This window comes from Streptomyces sp. NPDC059201 (assembly GCF_042754585.1).
Lineage (GTDB): Bacteria > Actinomycetota > Actinomycetes > Streptomycetales > Streptomycetaceae > Streptomyces.
The window spans coordinates 75,660-89,849 of sequence record NZ_JBHZBB010000009.1 but is presented as its reverse complement, the minus strand read 5'-3'; the positions used below and the strand labels follow the sequence as shown (position 1 = coordinate 89,849).

General features: G+C 74.5%; 13 protein-coding genes. 6 read left to right on the top strand and 7 right to left on the bottom strand.

Annotated features, from left to right (window positions below; genetic code table 11):
- The first annotated feature begins 51 nt into the window (after positions 1-51).
- Positions 52-1,515, top strand: coding sequence for a DUF2079 domain-containing protein (locus ACFXMG_RS26790; protein ID WP_383817277.1), 1,464 nt, complete (start codon positions 52-54; stop codon positions 1,513-1,515).
- Between the two features lie 6 nt (positions 1,516-1,521).
- Here the strand turns inward: ACFXMG_RS26790 and ACFXMG_RS26785 are convergent, their stop codons facing one another.
- Both ACFXMG_RS26785 and ACFXMG_RS26780 read right to left on the bottom strand, forming a co-directional pair.
- Positions 1,522-2,205, bottom strand: coding sequence for a hypothetical protein (locus ACFXMG_RS26785; protein ID WP_383817275.1), 684 nt, complete (start codon positions 2,203-2,205; stop codon positions 1,522-1,524).
- A 161-nt stretch (positions 2,206-2,366) separates the two neighbouring features.
- On the bottom strand, positions 2,367-3,917 hold the full coding sequence (locus ACFXMG_RS26780) for a FadD3 family acyl-CoA ligase (protein ID WP_383817272.1): 1,551 nt from the start codon (positions 3,915-3,917) through the stop codon (positions 2,367-2,369).
- Positions 3,918-4,020: 103 nt separating this feature from the next.
- Between ACFXMG_RS26780 and ACFXMG_RS26775 the strand changes: the two genes are divergently transcribed.
- From ACFXMG_RS26775 to ACFXMG_RS26765, 3 genes are read left to right on the top strand one after another with little or no spacing between them, the layout of a single operon-like run.
- The gene (locus ACFXMG_RS26775; protein WP_383817269.1) at positions 4,021-5,163 is read left to right on the top strand and encodes a lipid-transfer protein; all 1,143 of its coding nucleotides are present in this window, start codon (positions 4,021-4,023) and stop codon (positions 5,161-5,163) included.
- Between the two features lie 18 nt (positions 5,164-5,181).
- Complete coding sequence (locus tag ACFXMG_RS26770; protein WP_383817266.1) at positions 5,182-5,613, top strand: Zn-ribbon domain-containing OB-fold protein; 432 nt, start codon at positions 5,182-5,184, stop codon at positions 5,611-5,613.
- On the top strand, positions 5,610-6,443 hold the full coding sequence (locus tag ACFXMG_RS26765) for an enoyl-CoA hydratase/isomerase family protein (protein ID WP_383817263.1): 834 nt from the start codon (positions 5,610-5,612) through the stop codon (positions 6,441-6,443). The genes ACFXMG_RS26770 and ACFXMG_RS26765 overlap by 4 nt, the downstream gene beginning before the upstream one ends.
- Positions 6,444-6,470: 27 nt before the next feature.
- On the opposite strand, the gene ACFXMG_RS26760 is transcribed toward ACFXMG_RS26765, so the two are convergent.
- A complete protein-coding gene (locus ACFXMG_RS26760) occupies positions 6,471-7,124 on the bottom strand; it encodes a hypothetical protein (RefSeq protein ID WP_383817260.1) in 654 nt (217 codons plus the stop codon).
- Positions 7,125-7,226: 102 nt separating this feature from the next.
- Here ACFXMG_RS26760 and ACFXMG_RS26755 point away from each other — a divergent pair, with 102 nt between their 5' ends.
- Complete coding sequence (locus tag ACFXMG_RS26755; protein ID WP_383817257.1) at positions 7,227-7,871, top strand: hypothetical protein; 645 nt, start codon at positions 7,227-7,229, stop codon at positions 7,869-7,871.
- Between the two features lie 12 nt (positions 7,872-7,883).
- Here ACFXMG_RS26755 and ACFXMG_RS26750 read toward each other — a convergent pair whose 3' ends face one another.
- On the bottom strand, positions 7,884-10,262 hold the full coding sequence (locus tag ACFXMG_RS26750) for a serine/threonine-protein kinase (RefSeq protein ID WP_383817254.1): 2,379 nt from the start codon (positions 10,260-10,262) through the stop codon (positions 7,884-7,886).
- A gap of 124 nt (positions 10,263-10,386) precedes the next feature.
- Positions 10,387-11,361 carry a VOC family protein gene (locus tag ACFXMG_RS26745; RefSeq protein ID WP_383817251.1) on the bottom strand — a complete coding sequence of 325 codons (975 nt, stop codon included), beginning with the start codon at positions 11,359-11,361 and terminating at the stop codon, positions 10,387-10,389.
- A 292-nt stretch (positions 11,362-11,653) separates the two neighbouring features.
- Between ACFXMG_RS26745 and ACFXMG_RS26740 the strand changes: the two genes are divergently transcribed.
- Positions 11,654-12,301 (top strand): TetR family transcriptional regulator, encoded by a 648-nt coding sequence (locus tag ACFXMG_RS26740; protein WP_383817248.1) that lies wholly within the window; start codon positions 11,654-11,656, stop codon positions 12,299-12,301.
- Positions 12,302-12,416: 115 nt separating this feature from the next.
- Here the strand turns inward: ACFXMG_RS26740 and ACFXMG_RS26735 are convergent, their stop codons facing one another.
- Complete coding sequence (locus ACFXMG_RS26735; protein ID WP_383817245.1) at positions 12,417-12,905, bottom strand: nitroreductase/quinone reductase family protein; 489 nt, start codon at positions 12,903-12,905, stop codon at positions 12,417-12,419.
- A 34-nt stretch (positions 12,906-12,939) separates the two neighbouring features.
- Positions 12,940-14,166, bottom strand: coding sequence for an acyl-CoA dehydrogenase family protein (locus ACFXMG_RS26730; RefSeq protein ID WP_383817243.1), 1,227 nt, complete (start codon positions 14,164-14,166; stop codon positions 12,940-12,942).
- Positions 14,167-14,190 lie beyond the last annotated feature (24 nt).

Below are 14,190 nucleotides of genomic sequence, written 5' to 3'. Positions count from 1 at the left end.
TCCTCAGGGGGCTTCAGGGGCCCTTCAGGCGGTCCGCCCGAGGCTGCGGCCATGCTCATGATCACCGCTCCCGAGGCTCCGGCGCTCCGCCGGGGCGGCCTCCCGCCGTCCCGGACCGGGCCCGCGCTCGTCGCCGCCGTCCTCTTCGTCCTGCACACCGCGTTCGCGCTGCGGAACCACGCCCGGTTCCGGACCACCGGCTACGACCTGGGGATCTTCGGGCAGGGGGTGCGGGAGTGGGCGGCCGGGCGGCTGCCGTCCTCCGCGATCCGGACGGCGACCGCGCCGCCCGGCTTCGAGGACGAGGCCCTGCCCCTGCTCGGGGACCACTTCCATCCCGTCCTGGCGCTGCTCGGTCCGGTGTACCGGCTGGTGCCGCATGTGGAGGTGCTGTTGGTGGCGCAGGCGGCGCTGGTGTCGGTGGCGGTGTACGTGACCGGGCGCACGGCGCAGCGGCACCTGCCCCGCTGGGAGTCGGCCGGGCCGGTGGTCGCCGCGGCCTGCGGGCTCGCCTGGGGCACGCAGGCGCTGGTCGGCTTCGACTTCCACGAGGTGGCGTTCGCGCTGCCGCCGCTCGCGCTGGCCTGCCGGGCGTATCTCGACGGGCGGCTGCGGGCGGCGGCCTGGTGGGCGGCGGGACTGCTCCTCGTGAAGGAGGACCTGGGGGCGACGGCGGCGGTCTTCGGGCTGCTGATCGTCCACCGGGCGCGAAACCGGCGGGACGGGCGGGGGCGGCGGGAGCGGCGGGTGGGGTGGGTGCTCGCCGGCGGGTCCGTCCTCGCCGCGCTGCTCGTACTCAAGGTCGTGATCCCCGCGTTCGCGCCGGACGGGCGGTATCTGTACGCGGGGCAGGTGGGGGGCGCGTACGGGCTCCTCGACGGCTGGCCCGTGAAGGCGCTCACCGTCCTGGCCCTGCTGGCCGTCACCGGGGGTCTGGTGGTGCGCAGTCCGCTGGCGTGGCTGCTGCTGCCCACGCTGGCCTGGCGGTTCGTCTCGTCGGTGCCGTCGCACTGGGAGCCGGGACTGCACTACTCGGCGGTGCTGGTGCCGGTGGCGTTCGCCGCGCTGGTGGACGCGGTGCGGCGCGGGGCGCGGCTGCCGGTGCCGGGGCTGGTGCCGGGGCTGCGCGGGTTCCGGGCCGCGCTGCTCGTCCCGCTCGGGGCCGTACTCCTGCTGCTTCCGTTCCAGCCGACCGCGCAGCTCGCCACCCCCGGGTTCTGGCGGGAGAGCCCGCGCGAGGCGGCGGCGCGGGCGGCGGTGGCGCTGGTGCCGGACGGGGTGCGGGTGGCGGCGAGCAACACGCTCGCCCCGCACCTCACGGACCGGACGGTGGTACGGCTCGCCGCCCCGGGGCTGCTCGACCGGGCGCCGGGCGTGGAGTGGCTGGTGGTGGACCGGGCGGACGGCTTCCCGGCGGGCGCGGTGGACGGCACCCTGCGGGAGGCGGCCGCGGATCCGGGGTGGCGGGTGGTGCGGGAGGAGGCCGGGATCGTGCTCCTGAGCCGGGTCCGGTGACGGGGATCAGCCGCGCGCGTACGACCCCAGGCCGACCAGGCAGTAGACGTACTCGCTGATGGTGGTGCCGTTCATGGTGTAGCGGTGCGAGAAGGCGTACTGGGTCTTGGGGTTGGCGTTGCACTTGTTCATGTCGGAGGTGAAGGGGAAGGTCTGGATGACCTTGTAGTGGGCGTCCGAGGCCGAGCAGGAGACCTCCTCGACGCCGCTGACGGACTGCGCCGTCTCCGAGTCCGGCAGGGTGCCGTTGAGGCAGGTGCCCTTGTCGTACGGGTCGGGCTCCTCCTCCGTGGGGGTGGCGGCCGGGTCGGTGGGGAGGTCCAGGTCCAGGCTGGGGAAGGGCGAGACCGAGAAGGTGGGGATCGTCGGCCGGGAGTCGGACGGCTCGTTCTTGTCGTTGGTGCTGAAGAGGTACGAGCCGCCGACGATCGCGCCGATGACGAGGAGCGGCACCAGGCAGCCGGCCACGCCGGACCTGCGCCGCTGCGGGGTCTGGCCGCCCGCGACGGTGATGCGGAGGAGGACGGTCGTGCCGGCGAACTGGACCGGGACGACGTCGCCGTGGCGGCAGGGCGGGACGTGGAGCTGGGTCGGGCCGCCCCCGACGTTGCTCGGCATGTTGACCGGGATGACGACTCCGGTGGCGGCCTGCTGCGGGGTGAGCGTGAGGGGGATCTCCTGCGTGGACACCTGCTGCTCCTCGATGAGGGATGCGGAACGGGGACGGAGGGGGACGGAGGGGGCGCGCGTTGCCCTTATGACGTGGACACGCTGTAGAGCGGTTGCGCTTTCCGGGCCTCCCCCGCCCTATTTCCATAAACGGATTCCAATCTTCCGGAACCATTCATCCCTCAACCCCGCTTCCTCAGCTCCCCCTTGACCACCTTCCCGCCCGCGTTCCTCGGCAGTTCCGCCACGAACTCGACCTGCCGGGGCACCTTGTAGTTCGCCATCTCCCGGCGCGACCAGGCGATCAGGTCGTCGGCCGTGACCCGGGCGCCCGGCCTGCGGACCGCGAACGCCTTGCCGACCTCGCCGAGCCGGGGGTCGGGGACGCCGATGACGGCGACGTCGGCGATGTCCGGGTGGAGGCCGAGGAGCTGCTCGATCTCGGCGGGGTAGGCGTTGAAGCCGCCGACGATGAACATGTCCTTGAGCCGGTCGGTGATCCGCAGGTTGCCGGCCTCGTCGAGGACCCCGATGTCGCCGGTGCGCAGCCAGCCGTCCGGGTCGATCGCGGCGGCCGTCGCCGCCTCGTCCTCGAAGTAGCCGCGCATCACGTTGTGCCCTCTGACCAGCACCTCGCCGGTGTCGGTGAGCCGGACCTCGGTGCCGGGGACGGGGCGGCCGGAGGTGGTGGCGATGGTCTCGTCGGAGTCGTCGCGGTGGCACATGGTGACGAGGCCGCTCGCCTCAGAGAGCCCGTACGCGGTGAGGACGGTGCCGACGCCCAGTTCGGAGCGGAGGCGCTCGACGAGCAGCAGCGGGACGACGGCGGCGCCGGTGACGACCAGGCGCAGGCTGGTGAGGTCGTGGGCGGCGCGGGCCGGGTGGTCGAGGAGCGACTGGTGGAGGGTGGGCGGGCCGGGCAGCACGCTGATCCGCTCGGCGGCGATGTTGGCGAGGACGGTGTCGGCGGTGAAGACGGACTGCGGCACGATCACCGCCCCGCGCATCAGGCAGGCGAGGACGCCCGCCTTGTAGCCGAAGGTGTGGAAGAACGGGTTCACCACCAGGTAGCGGTCGCCCTCGGCGAGCCCGGCGAGCGACGCCCACTCCTCGTAGCAGCGCAGGGTCTGGGCGTGGCTGATGACCGCGCCCTTGGGGCGGCCGGTGGTGCCGGAGGTGTAGATGATGTCGGAGGGGGCCTCGGGGTCGATGGCGTCGGCCCGGGCGCGGACGCGCGCGGCGGGGATCCGGTCGCCCTCGGCGAGGAACGCCTTCCAGGTGGTCCACTCGGCCTCGTCGGGCGCGGTGTCGCCGAGGACGACGACCCGCTCCAGGTCCGGCAGGGGCACCCCGGCGCGGCGCAGCGAGGCGACGTACGAGGTGCCGAGGAAGGTGCCGGTGACGAAGAGGAGGCGGGCGCGGGAGCGGGCGAGGACGTCGGCCGCCTCGGTGCCCTTGAAGCGGGTGTTGAGCGGGACGAGGACGGCGCCGGCGGTCACCGCGCCGAGCGCCGCGACGATCCAGTCGAGGCTGTTGGGCGCCCAGATCGCGACCCGGTCCCCGGCCCGTACCCCGGTGGCCAGGCAGGCGGCGGCGGACCGGCCGACGCGGGCGGCGAGTTCGGCGTACGAGATCCGGGTGCGGCCGTCGACGACCGCCTCCCGCTCCCCCCACCGCTCCCCCGCCGAGCGGACGAGTCCCGGGATCGTGCCCCACTCCAGGTCACCGCGCATCTGATGCCTCCACCGTTCCCGCGTCGCACCGTAGCTGACTATCCGTCAGATTAGTTGTAGCCTGACGCGCTGTCAGCAGTGAGAGGCTCCCAGAGGAGGTTCGGTGCTCAAGGACGCCACCGCCATCGTCGGCATTGGACAGACCGCCTTCGCGAAACAGCTCCCCGAGACCGAGAAGACGCTCGCCTGCCGGGCGATCCTCGCCGCCCTCGACGACGCCGGCATCGCCCCGTCCGAGGTCGACGGCTTCGCCTCCTACACCATGGAGGAGACCGACGAGGTCGAGGTCGCCAAGGCCATCGGCGCCGGCGACGTCACCTTCTTCTCCAAGGTCGGCTACGGCGGCGGCGGCTCCTGCGCCACCGTCGGCCACCTCGCCGCCGCCGTCGCCACCGGCCAGGCGAGCGTCGGCGTCGCCTGGCGCTCCCGGAAACGGGGCAGCGGACCGCGCCCGTGGAAGAACACCGCCGTCCAGCTCCCCACCCCCGGCCAGTGGACCCGCCCCTACGGGCTGCTCCGCCCCGCCGACGAGATCGGCATGCTCGCCCGCCGCTACATGCACGAGTACGGCGCCACCCGCGACCACCTCTTCAACGTCGCCCTGGCCTGCCGCAACCGCGCCAACCAGAACCCGGCCGCGATCATGTACGAGCGCCCGCTGACCCGCGAGATGTACATGACCTCCCGCTGGATCAGCGACCCGCTCTGCCTCTTCGACAACTGCCTGGAGACCGACGGCGCCCTCGCCTGCGTCATCGTCTCCGCCGAGCGCGCCCGCGACTGCCGCCAGAAGCCGGTGTACGTCCACTCCGCCGCCCAGGGCCTGCCCGCCCAGCACCACGGCATGGTCAACTACTGGAACGACGACCCGCTCTCCGGGCCCGCCTGGACCGCCGCCCGCCACCTGTGGAAGAGCGCCGACTTCGGCCCCCAGGACGTCGACGTCGCCCAGATCTACGACGCCTTCACCCCCCTCGTCCCGCTCTCCCTGGAGGGCTACGGCTTCTGCGGGCGCGGCGAGGGCGCCGCCTTCACCGAGGGCGGCGCGCTCGAACTCGGCGGCAGGCTCCCCCTCAACACCGGCGGCGGCGGCCTCTCCGAGGCGTACGTGCACGGCTTCAACCTCATCAACGAGGGCGTGAAGCAGCTCCGCGGCACCTCCACCGCCCAGGTGCCGAACGCCGCCACCTGCCTCGTCACCGCCGGTGAGGGCGTCCCCACCTCCGCCATCCTGCTGCGCGCCTGAGTCCGAGGAGCTGATCCCGTGCTGAACCCCGTCATCGACGAAGACGGCGCCCCCTTCTGGGAGTTCACCGCCCGCGGCGAACTCCGGATCCAGGCGTGCGCCGAGAAGGAGTGCGGCGAGCTGCGCTTCCCGCCCCGCCCCTGCTGCCCCCACTGCCAGTCCTTCGCCACCGAGTGGCGGCTCATGTCCGGGCGCGGCCGGATCTGGTCGTACGTGCTCCCGCACCCGCCGCTGCTGCCCGACTACGCCGACCAGGCCCCGTACAACGCGGTCCTCGTCGAACTCGCCGACGCCCCACGCATCCGCCTCGCCGGCAACGTCGTCGCCGCCCCCGACGCCCGCCTCGACTCCGTCGACCCGGCGCGCCTCCGCATCGGCGCCGCCGTCCGCATCGCCTTCACCGAGATCGACGGGCTCGCCGTCCCCCGCTGGCTCCTGGAGCGCGGATGACGACCCCCGGCGCCCCCGGTGCCCCTGGTCTCCCTGGCGCCCCTGGTCTCCCCGGCGTCACGGTCGAGCGGGACAAGGAGAGCGGGGTCGCCGTCGTCACGCTCGACCGGCCCGAACGGCTCAACGCGATCACCCTCGCGATGGCCCGCGGGCTCGGCGAGGTCTGGCGCGGGTTCCGGTACGAGGACGACGTCCGGGCCGTCGTCGTCACCGGCGCCGGCGGGCGGGCCTTCTGCACCGGCATCGACCGCGACGACGCGGGCCGGGTGCCGCAGCCCTCGTCCCCGTACACGATCGACGATCCGCTGGTCGCGATCGGTCCGAAGGCCAACGACCTGTGGAAACCGGTGATCGCCGCGGTGGAGGGGATGGCCTGCGGCGGCGCCTTCTACCTGCTCGGCGAGGCCGAGTTCCTGATCGCCGGCGAGACCGCGGCCTTCTTCGACCCGCACACCACCTACGGCATGGTCAGCGCCTTCGAGACCATCCACATGGCGCAGCGGATGCCCTTCGGGGAGGTCGCCCGGATGGCCCTCATGGGCTCCGCCGAACGCGTCTCCGCCCGGCGGGCGTACGAGACCGGCCTGGTCAGCGAGGTGACGGAGGCGGGCGGAGCGCTGGCCGCCGCGCGGGAGGCGGCCGCCGTCATCGCCTCCTACCCGACCGAGGCCGTCCAGGGCACCGTCCGCGCCCTCTGGTCCGCCAAGGAGGCCGTCCGGTCCCAGGCCCTGGCCCAGGCCCCCCACCTCGTCACCCTCGGCAACCTCCCGGCGGACCGGCAGGCGGAGCTGTTCACGGGGAGGGGGTCGGGCGGTCACCGCGTGCGCTGAGCCCGGACCGGATCCGCCGGACGCCGGTCAGCTCCGGCGCACCCAGCCGATCGTGCAGTGCTTCACCCGGGCGGCCGTCTCCGGGCGGGCCAGGAACGCCTCGGCCTCCTTCGCCACGCCCTCGACGGACACCTCGACGAGGTCCGTCTCGATCCTCTTGCCGTTCGCGTCCTCGAAGTGCACCGCGATCTCGAACGTGCCCTGGACCCTCCAGTCGTACGGGGTGATCTTCAGGGTGGCGGACGTGTCGGCCTCGCGGGCCGGCCGGCCCTTGGACTTCTTCCGCGCGGGCTTCACGCAGTCCAGCACCACGACCTCCACACCGACGGCGGGCTCCGTACCGCCGTCGGCCGTCGGCTCCTCCGTGTCCTCTGCGTACGGATCCTCGGTGTACGGGTCCTCGGTGTACGGATCCTCCGTGGCGTCCGAGGAGCCGGAGGAGCCGGAGGACGTGCTCCCGGAGGAGCCGGAGTAGTCGTCGTTCTTCTTGTCCGAGCTGGAGCAGCCGCCCCCGTCGCCGCTCCTGCTCTTGCCGCTGCCGCCGCCGCTTCCGCCGCTGCTGGTGCTCGACTGGAAGCCCGTCAGGGCCAGTACCACCACCGTCAGCGTGGCCGCCATCTTCAGCCGGGTCCGTACCACCGTCACCGTCTCCCCGTCCGTCCCGTCATGTGCGCGCCACACCCTAGCGGGGGTCGGGGAGCCCGCATGGCGGGGCTCCGGCACCGGGCGTAGCGTCGACAGCGAGAGAGCCGGACCGCGCAGTCCCCCCGAGGAGGCCGATCGATGATTCGCAACGTCGTCGGCTCGGTACTGGCTCTCGTCGGAGCGACGGCCGCCGTCTGGAGCCCCTTCCGTGCCTGGTACGACGGCCGTCACGGCAGCGACTACGCGATCGGGGACCTCTTCACCGGCATCACCGACGCCAAGGCCGAGGTCATCGGCTCGATCCTGCTGCCGTTCGCCTTCGCCGCACTCGTCGCCCTGCTCGGGGTGGTGCTGCGCTCCCGGCTGCTCGTCGCCCTCGCCGGACTCGTGGTCCTCGGCTTCACCGTCCTGTGGATGGTCCGGGTCGGGCAGGCCGAGGGCAGCCTCGTCGTCTCCGGGGACGGGCGCGGACTCGGCGACGGCGTCGCCAACGCCTTCGGCGGCGGTGTGCTGCTCCTGCTCGGCGCGCTCGTCATGTCGGGCCGCCCCAAGGCCCACCGCCTGACCCCGGCCGCCCCGCCGCCCACCCACCCGACGCTGGACGGCCCGCCGCCCGAGGGACAGCCCCAGACCGGGCAGCCGTACGACTCCGAGACGCGGGCCGGGCAGCCGTACGACCAGCCCTACGACTCCGAGACGCGGGCCATGCCGTACGCCGCCCCGGGCCGCTTCGACGTCCCGGTCGAGCCACCGCGCGACCGGGACGACCACCCGAGGCCCTAGGGTCCTGGGGTCCTAGCGGGCCGAGCCCCGGCCGGTCGCCGTGCCCTTCGCCGCGTCGAGCGCGTACACGCAGCGGTCCTTGCTGCACGCGTACACGACCCCGCCCTTCGCCACCGGCGAGCCGGTGATCTCGCCGCCCGTGGCGAGCTTCCAGCGGAGCTGCCCGCCGGTCGCGTCCAGGGTGTAGAGGACGTGGTCGGCCGAGCCGAAGTGGACCCGCCCGTCGGCGACGACGGGGCTGCCGACCAGCTCCGCGCCGGCCGCGAACCGCCACCGGGGGGTGCCGGTGACCGCGTCCAGGGTGTAGAGCGCGCTGCCGCTGCCGACGTGCACGTTCCCGTCCGCGACGAGCACCGGCTCGGACGACTGGCGCTGCTCGGTCGCGATCCGCCAGCGGTCCTGGCCGGTGGAGGCGTCGATGGCGTACACCGTGCCGAGGTGGTCGGCGAGGTACACCCCGCCGCCGGTGACGGCCGGGCCGGGCGCGAAGGCGGGCGGCGAGAGGAAGACGGCGGGCGCCTCGAAGTGCCAGCGCACGCGCCCCGACGCGATGTCGATCGACAGGACGCGGGTGCCGGCGGAGACGTACACGTACCCGTCCTCGGCCGGGGCGACCCGGACCGGCACGTGCCCGCAGGAGGCGGCGTCTCCGATCGGGTACGACCAGCGCTCGGTGCCCGTGCGGGCGTCGAGGGCCTGGAGCCGGGCGTCCCGCCACACGTACACGGTGTCGCCGTGCACGGCCGGGCCCGCGTCCGGGGTCTCGAAGTCCGTCTGGCAGCCGGTGACCTCCCACAGCTTGGCGCCGTTGGACGCCTCCCAGCCCTGGACGCCGCCGCCCCGGGTGCCGGTGACGACGGTGCCCCGGTCCACCTGGAGGGAGTACACCCAGGCGTCGGTGCCCAGCCGCCAGCGCTCGCCGCCGTCGGTGGCGTCGAGCGCGTACAGGGTCGGCCCGTCGGAGGCGTGGATACGGCCTCCGGCCACGGCCATCGACCAGGCCACGTCCCGGGTCTTGAACTGGCGCCGGCCGGACGCGGTGTCCAGCGCGTGCACCTCGAAGGAGGTCACGTAGAGCAGGTCGCCGTCGACGACCGGCGTCCCCCACACGTCGTTGGACATGCGGAAGCGCCACGGCCGCCACGGGCCCGGACCGGGCTCGGGCTGCGGGGCCTGCGGCTGCGCCTGCTGCGGTACGGGAACGGGCGCGGGCGCCGGTGCCGCCTCCCCGCCGGGGGGCCGGACCCAGCCGGTGGCGTGCGGGTCGGCGGCCTGCCCGAGGGCGAGCGCGGCCCGGGTGTCGGCGACCCGGGGGCCGGGCCCGATCGGCACCGTGGCGCCGCCGAGCCGCACCGGACCACCGGACTCCTCCGCGGGCCCCGCGTGCCGGCCGCCCACCGGGGCGGGCTCGGGCGAGCGCGGGTCCCCGGCCCAGCGGTCGGGGTGCGGCGGGCGCGGCGGCATCGGCGGCGGGGTGACCGGCGGCGGCGGGGCGGGACGGCCGCCGCGCCGGGTCTCGATCATGGTGACGGCGCTCTCGGGCAGCCACGCGGAGGCGGTGCCGCTGTCGTCGCTGCCCGGGCCGAAGAGGTGCGGGGCGAGCATGGCCTGGAGGTCGGCCGGGGTGGGCCGCTGGGCCACGTCCATCTGCATGCACGCGTCGATCAGGGGCCGCAGCTCGTCCGGCAGGCCCTCCAGGTCCGGCCCGTCGCGCAGCAGCATGAAGACCGTCTCGACCGGATTGGCGCCGTGGAAGGGCGCGTGGCCGGTGGCGGCGAAGACCAGCATGGAGCCGAGCGAGAAGACGTCGCTGGCGCCGGTGACGCTGCGCGAGTCGCGGGCCTGCTCGGGCGACATGTAGGCGGGGGTGCCGACGGCGACGTTGGTCATGGTCAGGCGCGTGTTGGAGACGCCCGACGCGATGCCGAAGTCGATCACCCGGGGGCCGTCCTCGACGACGAGGACGTTGGACGGCTTGAGGTCGCGGTGGACGAGCCCGGCGCCGTGGATGGACTGGAGGGCCTCGGCGACGCCCGCGGCGAGCCAGCGGACGGCCTGGGCCGGGAGCGGCCCGCACTCGTTCACTATCTCTTCCAGCGAGGGCGCCGGGACGTACGCGGTGGCGAGCCAGGGCACGGCGGCCCGGGGATCGGCGTCGACCACGGCGGCCGTGTAGAACCCGGACACCGCCCGGGCGGCCTCCACCTCGCGGGTGAACCGCACCCGGAACAGCTGGTCCTCCGCGAGCTCCGTGCGCACGGTCTTGATCGCCACTCGCCGGCCGGACGCCGAGCGCGCGAGATAGACCAGGCCCATGCCGCCCGCGCCGAGCCGGCCCAGCACTTCGAAGGGCCCGATGCGTCTCGGGTCGTGCTGCGTCAGCTGTTCCACTTGCCTGCCACCTCCCCGTACGGGCCATGACGGTACGGCCCGACCCCTGATTGTTCCTGTCCGGAGCCCTGGTTGCGAACCCGGGGGCGGATCGGGGTGTCACACCTCATACGGAGCGGATCGCTCACGTCCCGGCGGGCGGCTCCGAGAGGGCGGGACCGGCGGGCGGCGGGCCCGGCAGGGAGGGGGCGACGGGCGGCTCCCCGGGGGCGGCGAGACCGCCGGACCCCGGCTCGGAGAGGGGGCCGGACACGGGTTCGGAGACGAGCGGGCCGGTGGGGACGGCCTCGGCGGCGCCGGTGTCGGCGGGTCCTGACTCCCCGGTGCCGGGCTCGGCGAGGACGGCGAAGCGGGCGCCCTGGTTGTCGTGGAGGACGGCGATCCGGCCGTAGGGGGTGTCCACGGGCGGTTCGGCGACCCGTCCGCCGAGCCGGACGGTGGTGGCGCACGCCTCGTCGCAGTCGCGGACGGCGAAGTAGACGAGGACGTGGCCGGGCATCTCGGCGGGGAAGGCGTCGGTGATGACGGCCCGGCCGCCGAAGGAGGTGTCGTCGCCGGCGCGGGAGCCGGGCGGGGACCAGACGCGGTAGTCGAAGCCGGGGTCCTTGCCCTCCTCCTCGGGGTCGGCCTGGCGGCCGAGCCAGCCGAAGACGGAGGCGTAGAAGGTGTCCACCGGGCCGGGGCGGCGGGTGTAGACCTCCATCCAGCAGAAGGAGCCGGGCTCGTTGATGACCTCGAAGCCGTCGTCCTCGCCGGACTGGCGCAGGCCGAGGACGGCGCCGCCGGGGTCGGCGGCGAGGGCGAGGACGCCGAAGGGGCCGACGGGGTACGGCTCCATGACCATCTGGCCCCCGGCCGCCTTGACGCGGGCGGCGACGGTGCCGGCGTCCTTGGTGGCGAGGTAGACGGTCCAGGTGGTGGGCATGCGGCCGTCCCGCTTGGGGAGGAGCCCGGCGACCCGGCGGCCGTCGAGCAGCGCCTCGTCGCGGTCGTCGTCGAAGGTCCAGCCGAAGAGCTCGCCGTAGAAGCGCTTGCCCGCCTCCAGGTCGGGGAGCTGCGCGTCCACCCAGCACGGGGTGCCCTCTGCGTATACGGCCATGCCTCCACGCTAGGACGGCGGGGGCGGGGGCGCGCTCCGTGTGCGCCGTCCGGGGAGGGGAGCCAGGGAGGCCGCCCCGGGGGTCGCCCCCGGGTCGCCCCCAGGCGTTGTCCACGAAAGTTGTCCACAGCCTGTTCATAAAGCGGGCCCGGTCCGGAGGGCCGCCGTCGCGGTGGCGCGATCCCGTCCCCGCGACGCGCCGAGGGCACCCCCGCCGACCTCGGGGAACGGTCCGCACCCCATTTGCAGTCGGCCGAATCGCGCGCTGATCGCCCCTCGGTAAGCTGACGGCATGACAGGACAAGTACGCACCGTCGACGGCCGCGTGGCCGGACGACGCGGCCAGGCGACGCGGCAGAAGCTGCTCGACTGCCTCGGTGAGATGCTCAGCTCCTCGCCGTACCGGGACGTCAAGGTGATCGACGTGGCCCGGAAGGCGGGTACTTCACCCGCGACGTTCTATCAGTACTTCCCGGACGTCGAGGGCGCCGTCCTGGAGATCGCGGAGGAAATGGCGAAGGAGGGCGCCGGGTTGACCGAGCTGGTCTCCGGCCGCTCCTGGGTCGGCAAGGCCGCCTGGCAGACCTCCGAGGAACTCGTCGACGGCTTCCTCGACTTCTGGCGGCGGCACGACGCCATCCTGCGGGTGGTGGACCTCGGCGCCGCGGAGGGCGACAAGCGGTTCTACAAGATCCGCATGAAGATCCTGAACTCGGTCACCAACTCCCTGACGGACGCGGTGAAGGAGCTCCAGGCCAAGGGCAAGGTCGACAAGGAGGTCAGCGCGGCCGCGATGGCGGGCTCGCTCGTGGCGATGCTCGCCTCGGTCGCCGGCCACCAGAAGGGCTTCACCACCTGGGGCGTGAAGCAGGCCGAACTCAAGCCGAACCTGGCCCTGTTGGTGCATCTGGGCATCACCGGCAAGAAGCCGGTCAGATAGCGCCGGGCCCCGTCCCGGAACCCTTCCTTCACCCGTCCTGTCGTCGACGCCGACGCCGGTCGCCGCCCTCCCCCAGGGGCGGTACCGCCGTCGGCGTCGTCGTGTGCGGGCCGGGTCACCTGCGGGTGAGCCGGAAGAGCCGGATCTCGCGGTCGACCCGGGCCTGGTAGGAGGCGTACGGCGGCCAGAACGCGAGGGCCGCCGTCCACGCGGCCGCCCGCTCCTCCCCCGTCAGCCTCTCGGCCCGTACGGGGATGAGCTCGCCCTTCCAGCTGATCGTGGCGTCCGGGTGGGCGAGCAGGTTGGCCGTCCAGGAGGGGTGGCCGGGGCGGCCGAAGTTGGAGCCGATGAGCAGCCAGGTCCCCCGGTCCGGCTCCGGCATGCAGGCGAGGGGCGTGGTCCGCTCCCGCCCGCTTCTCGCCCCCGTGGCGGTGAGCACGACTCCGGGCAGCATCTGGGTGCTGAGCAGCGCTTTCCCCCTGCTCAGCCGGTGCACGGCCTTGTCGAGCGCCGGGATCACATGGGGCGCGATCTTCGCGAAGGTCCGGGTCGAGGAGACCTTCTGGACGAGCTTCACCCCTAGGGGCGTCTGGCGACCGGGCATCGGGTGACCGCCTCTCCTGGGAGTCCGGTGGGCATCAGGCGGCCGCCTCTCCGAGGAGGCCGGTGCGTTCGGCGGCGCGGGCGCGGAGGCGTCCGGCGGGGCCGAAGAGGAGTTCGTCGGCGGCGGCGCGCTGGAAGTAGAGCCGGGCGTCACGCTCCCGGGCCGCGCCGGTGCCGCCGTGCAGCTGGACGGCCTCGCCCGCGGCGGCCCGGAGCGCTTCGAGGGCCTGGGCGAGGGCGAGGGGGCCGCTCGCGGGGCCGGGTCCCGGCTCGCGGGCGGCGCAGTACGTCATCGAGCGCGCGGCCTCCACCTGGACGTACAGGTCGGCGAGGCGGTGCCGGACGCCCTGGAGGGAGCCCTCGGCCCGGCCGGAGTGCTCGCGGGCGGTGACGTGCCCGAGGGTGCGCTCCAGGGCGCCGCGGGCGGCTCCGGTGGCCTCGGCGGCGAGGAGGACGGCGGCGGTGCGGCCGGCGGCGTCGAGGGCGCGGGTGATGTCGGCCGGGTCGGCGGGGTCCTCGCCGAGGAGCTCGGCCGGGACGTCGCGGAGCTGGACGAGGGCCGGGGAGCGGGTGGGGTCGAGGGAGGCCCCGCGGGTGCGGACGAGGCCGGGGCCCGCGTCCTCGGCGCGGACGAGCAGGAGGAGGGTGCGGCTGCGGGCGAAGCCGCCGGTGTGGGCGGCGACGAGGAGGAGTCCGGCGCTGTGCCCGTCGAGAACCTGCTCGGCCTCGCCGTAGAGGAGCCAGCCGTCGCCGCCGGGGGCGGGGCGGGCCTGGACGCCGCCGGCCCGGCCGTCGCCCGACCAGGCACCGGTGGTGTTGTCGCCGGTGAGGCCGAGGGCGTGGGCGAGGGAGCCGCCGGGGGCGGCGAGCGCGCAGGTGAGGCTGCCGTCGGCGATGCGGGGCAGCAGGTCGGCGCGCTGGGCGGGGGTGCCGAGGGCGGCGACGAGGGGGGCGGTGAGGACGCTGGTGGCGAGGAGCGGGGAGGGCGCGAGGGCCCGGCCGGTCTCCTCGCAGGCGAGGGCGAGGTCGGCGGTGCCGCGGCCGGTGCCTCCGTACTCCTCGGGGAGGGCGAGCCGGGCGAGTCCGAGCTCGCCGGACATGCGGGCCCAGAGGGCGGGGTCGTACCCCTCGGGGGATGTCGTGGTGGGGGTGGCTTCGGTGAGGGGGGTGGTGTGCTGGTCGAGCAGGTCCCGCAGGGTGCGGCGGATCTCCCGCTGTTGCTCGGTGAGCGCGGCGAGGTCCGCGCCGTCGGCGGTCTCCATGGGGCTCCCTCCGTATCTGACGGT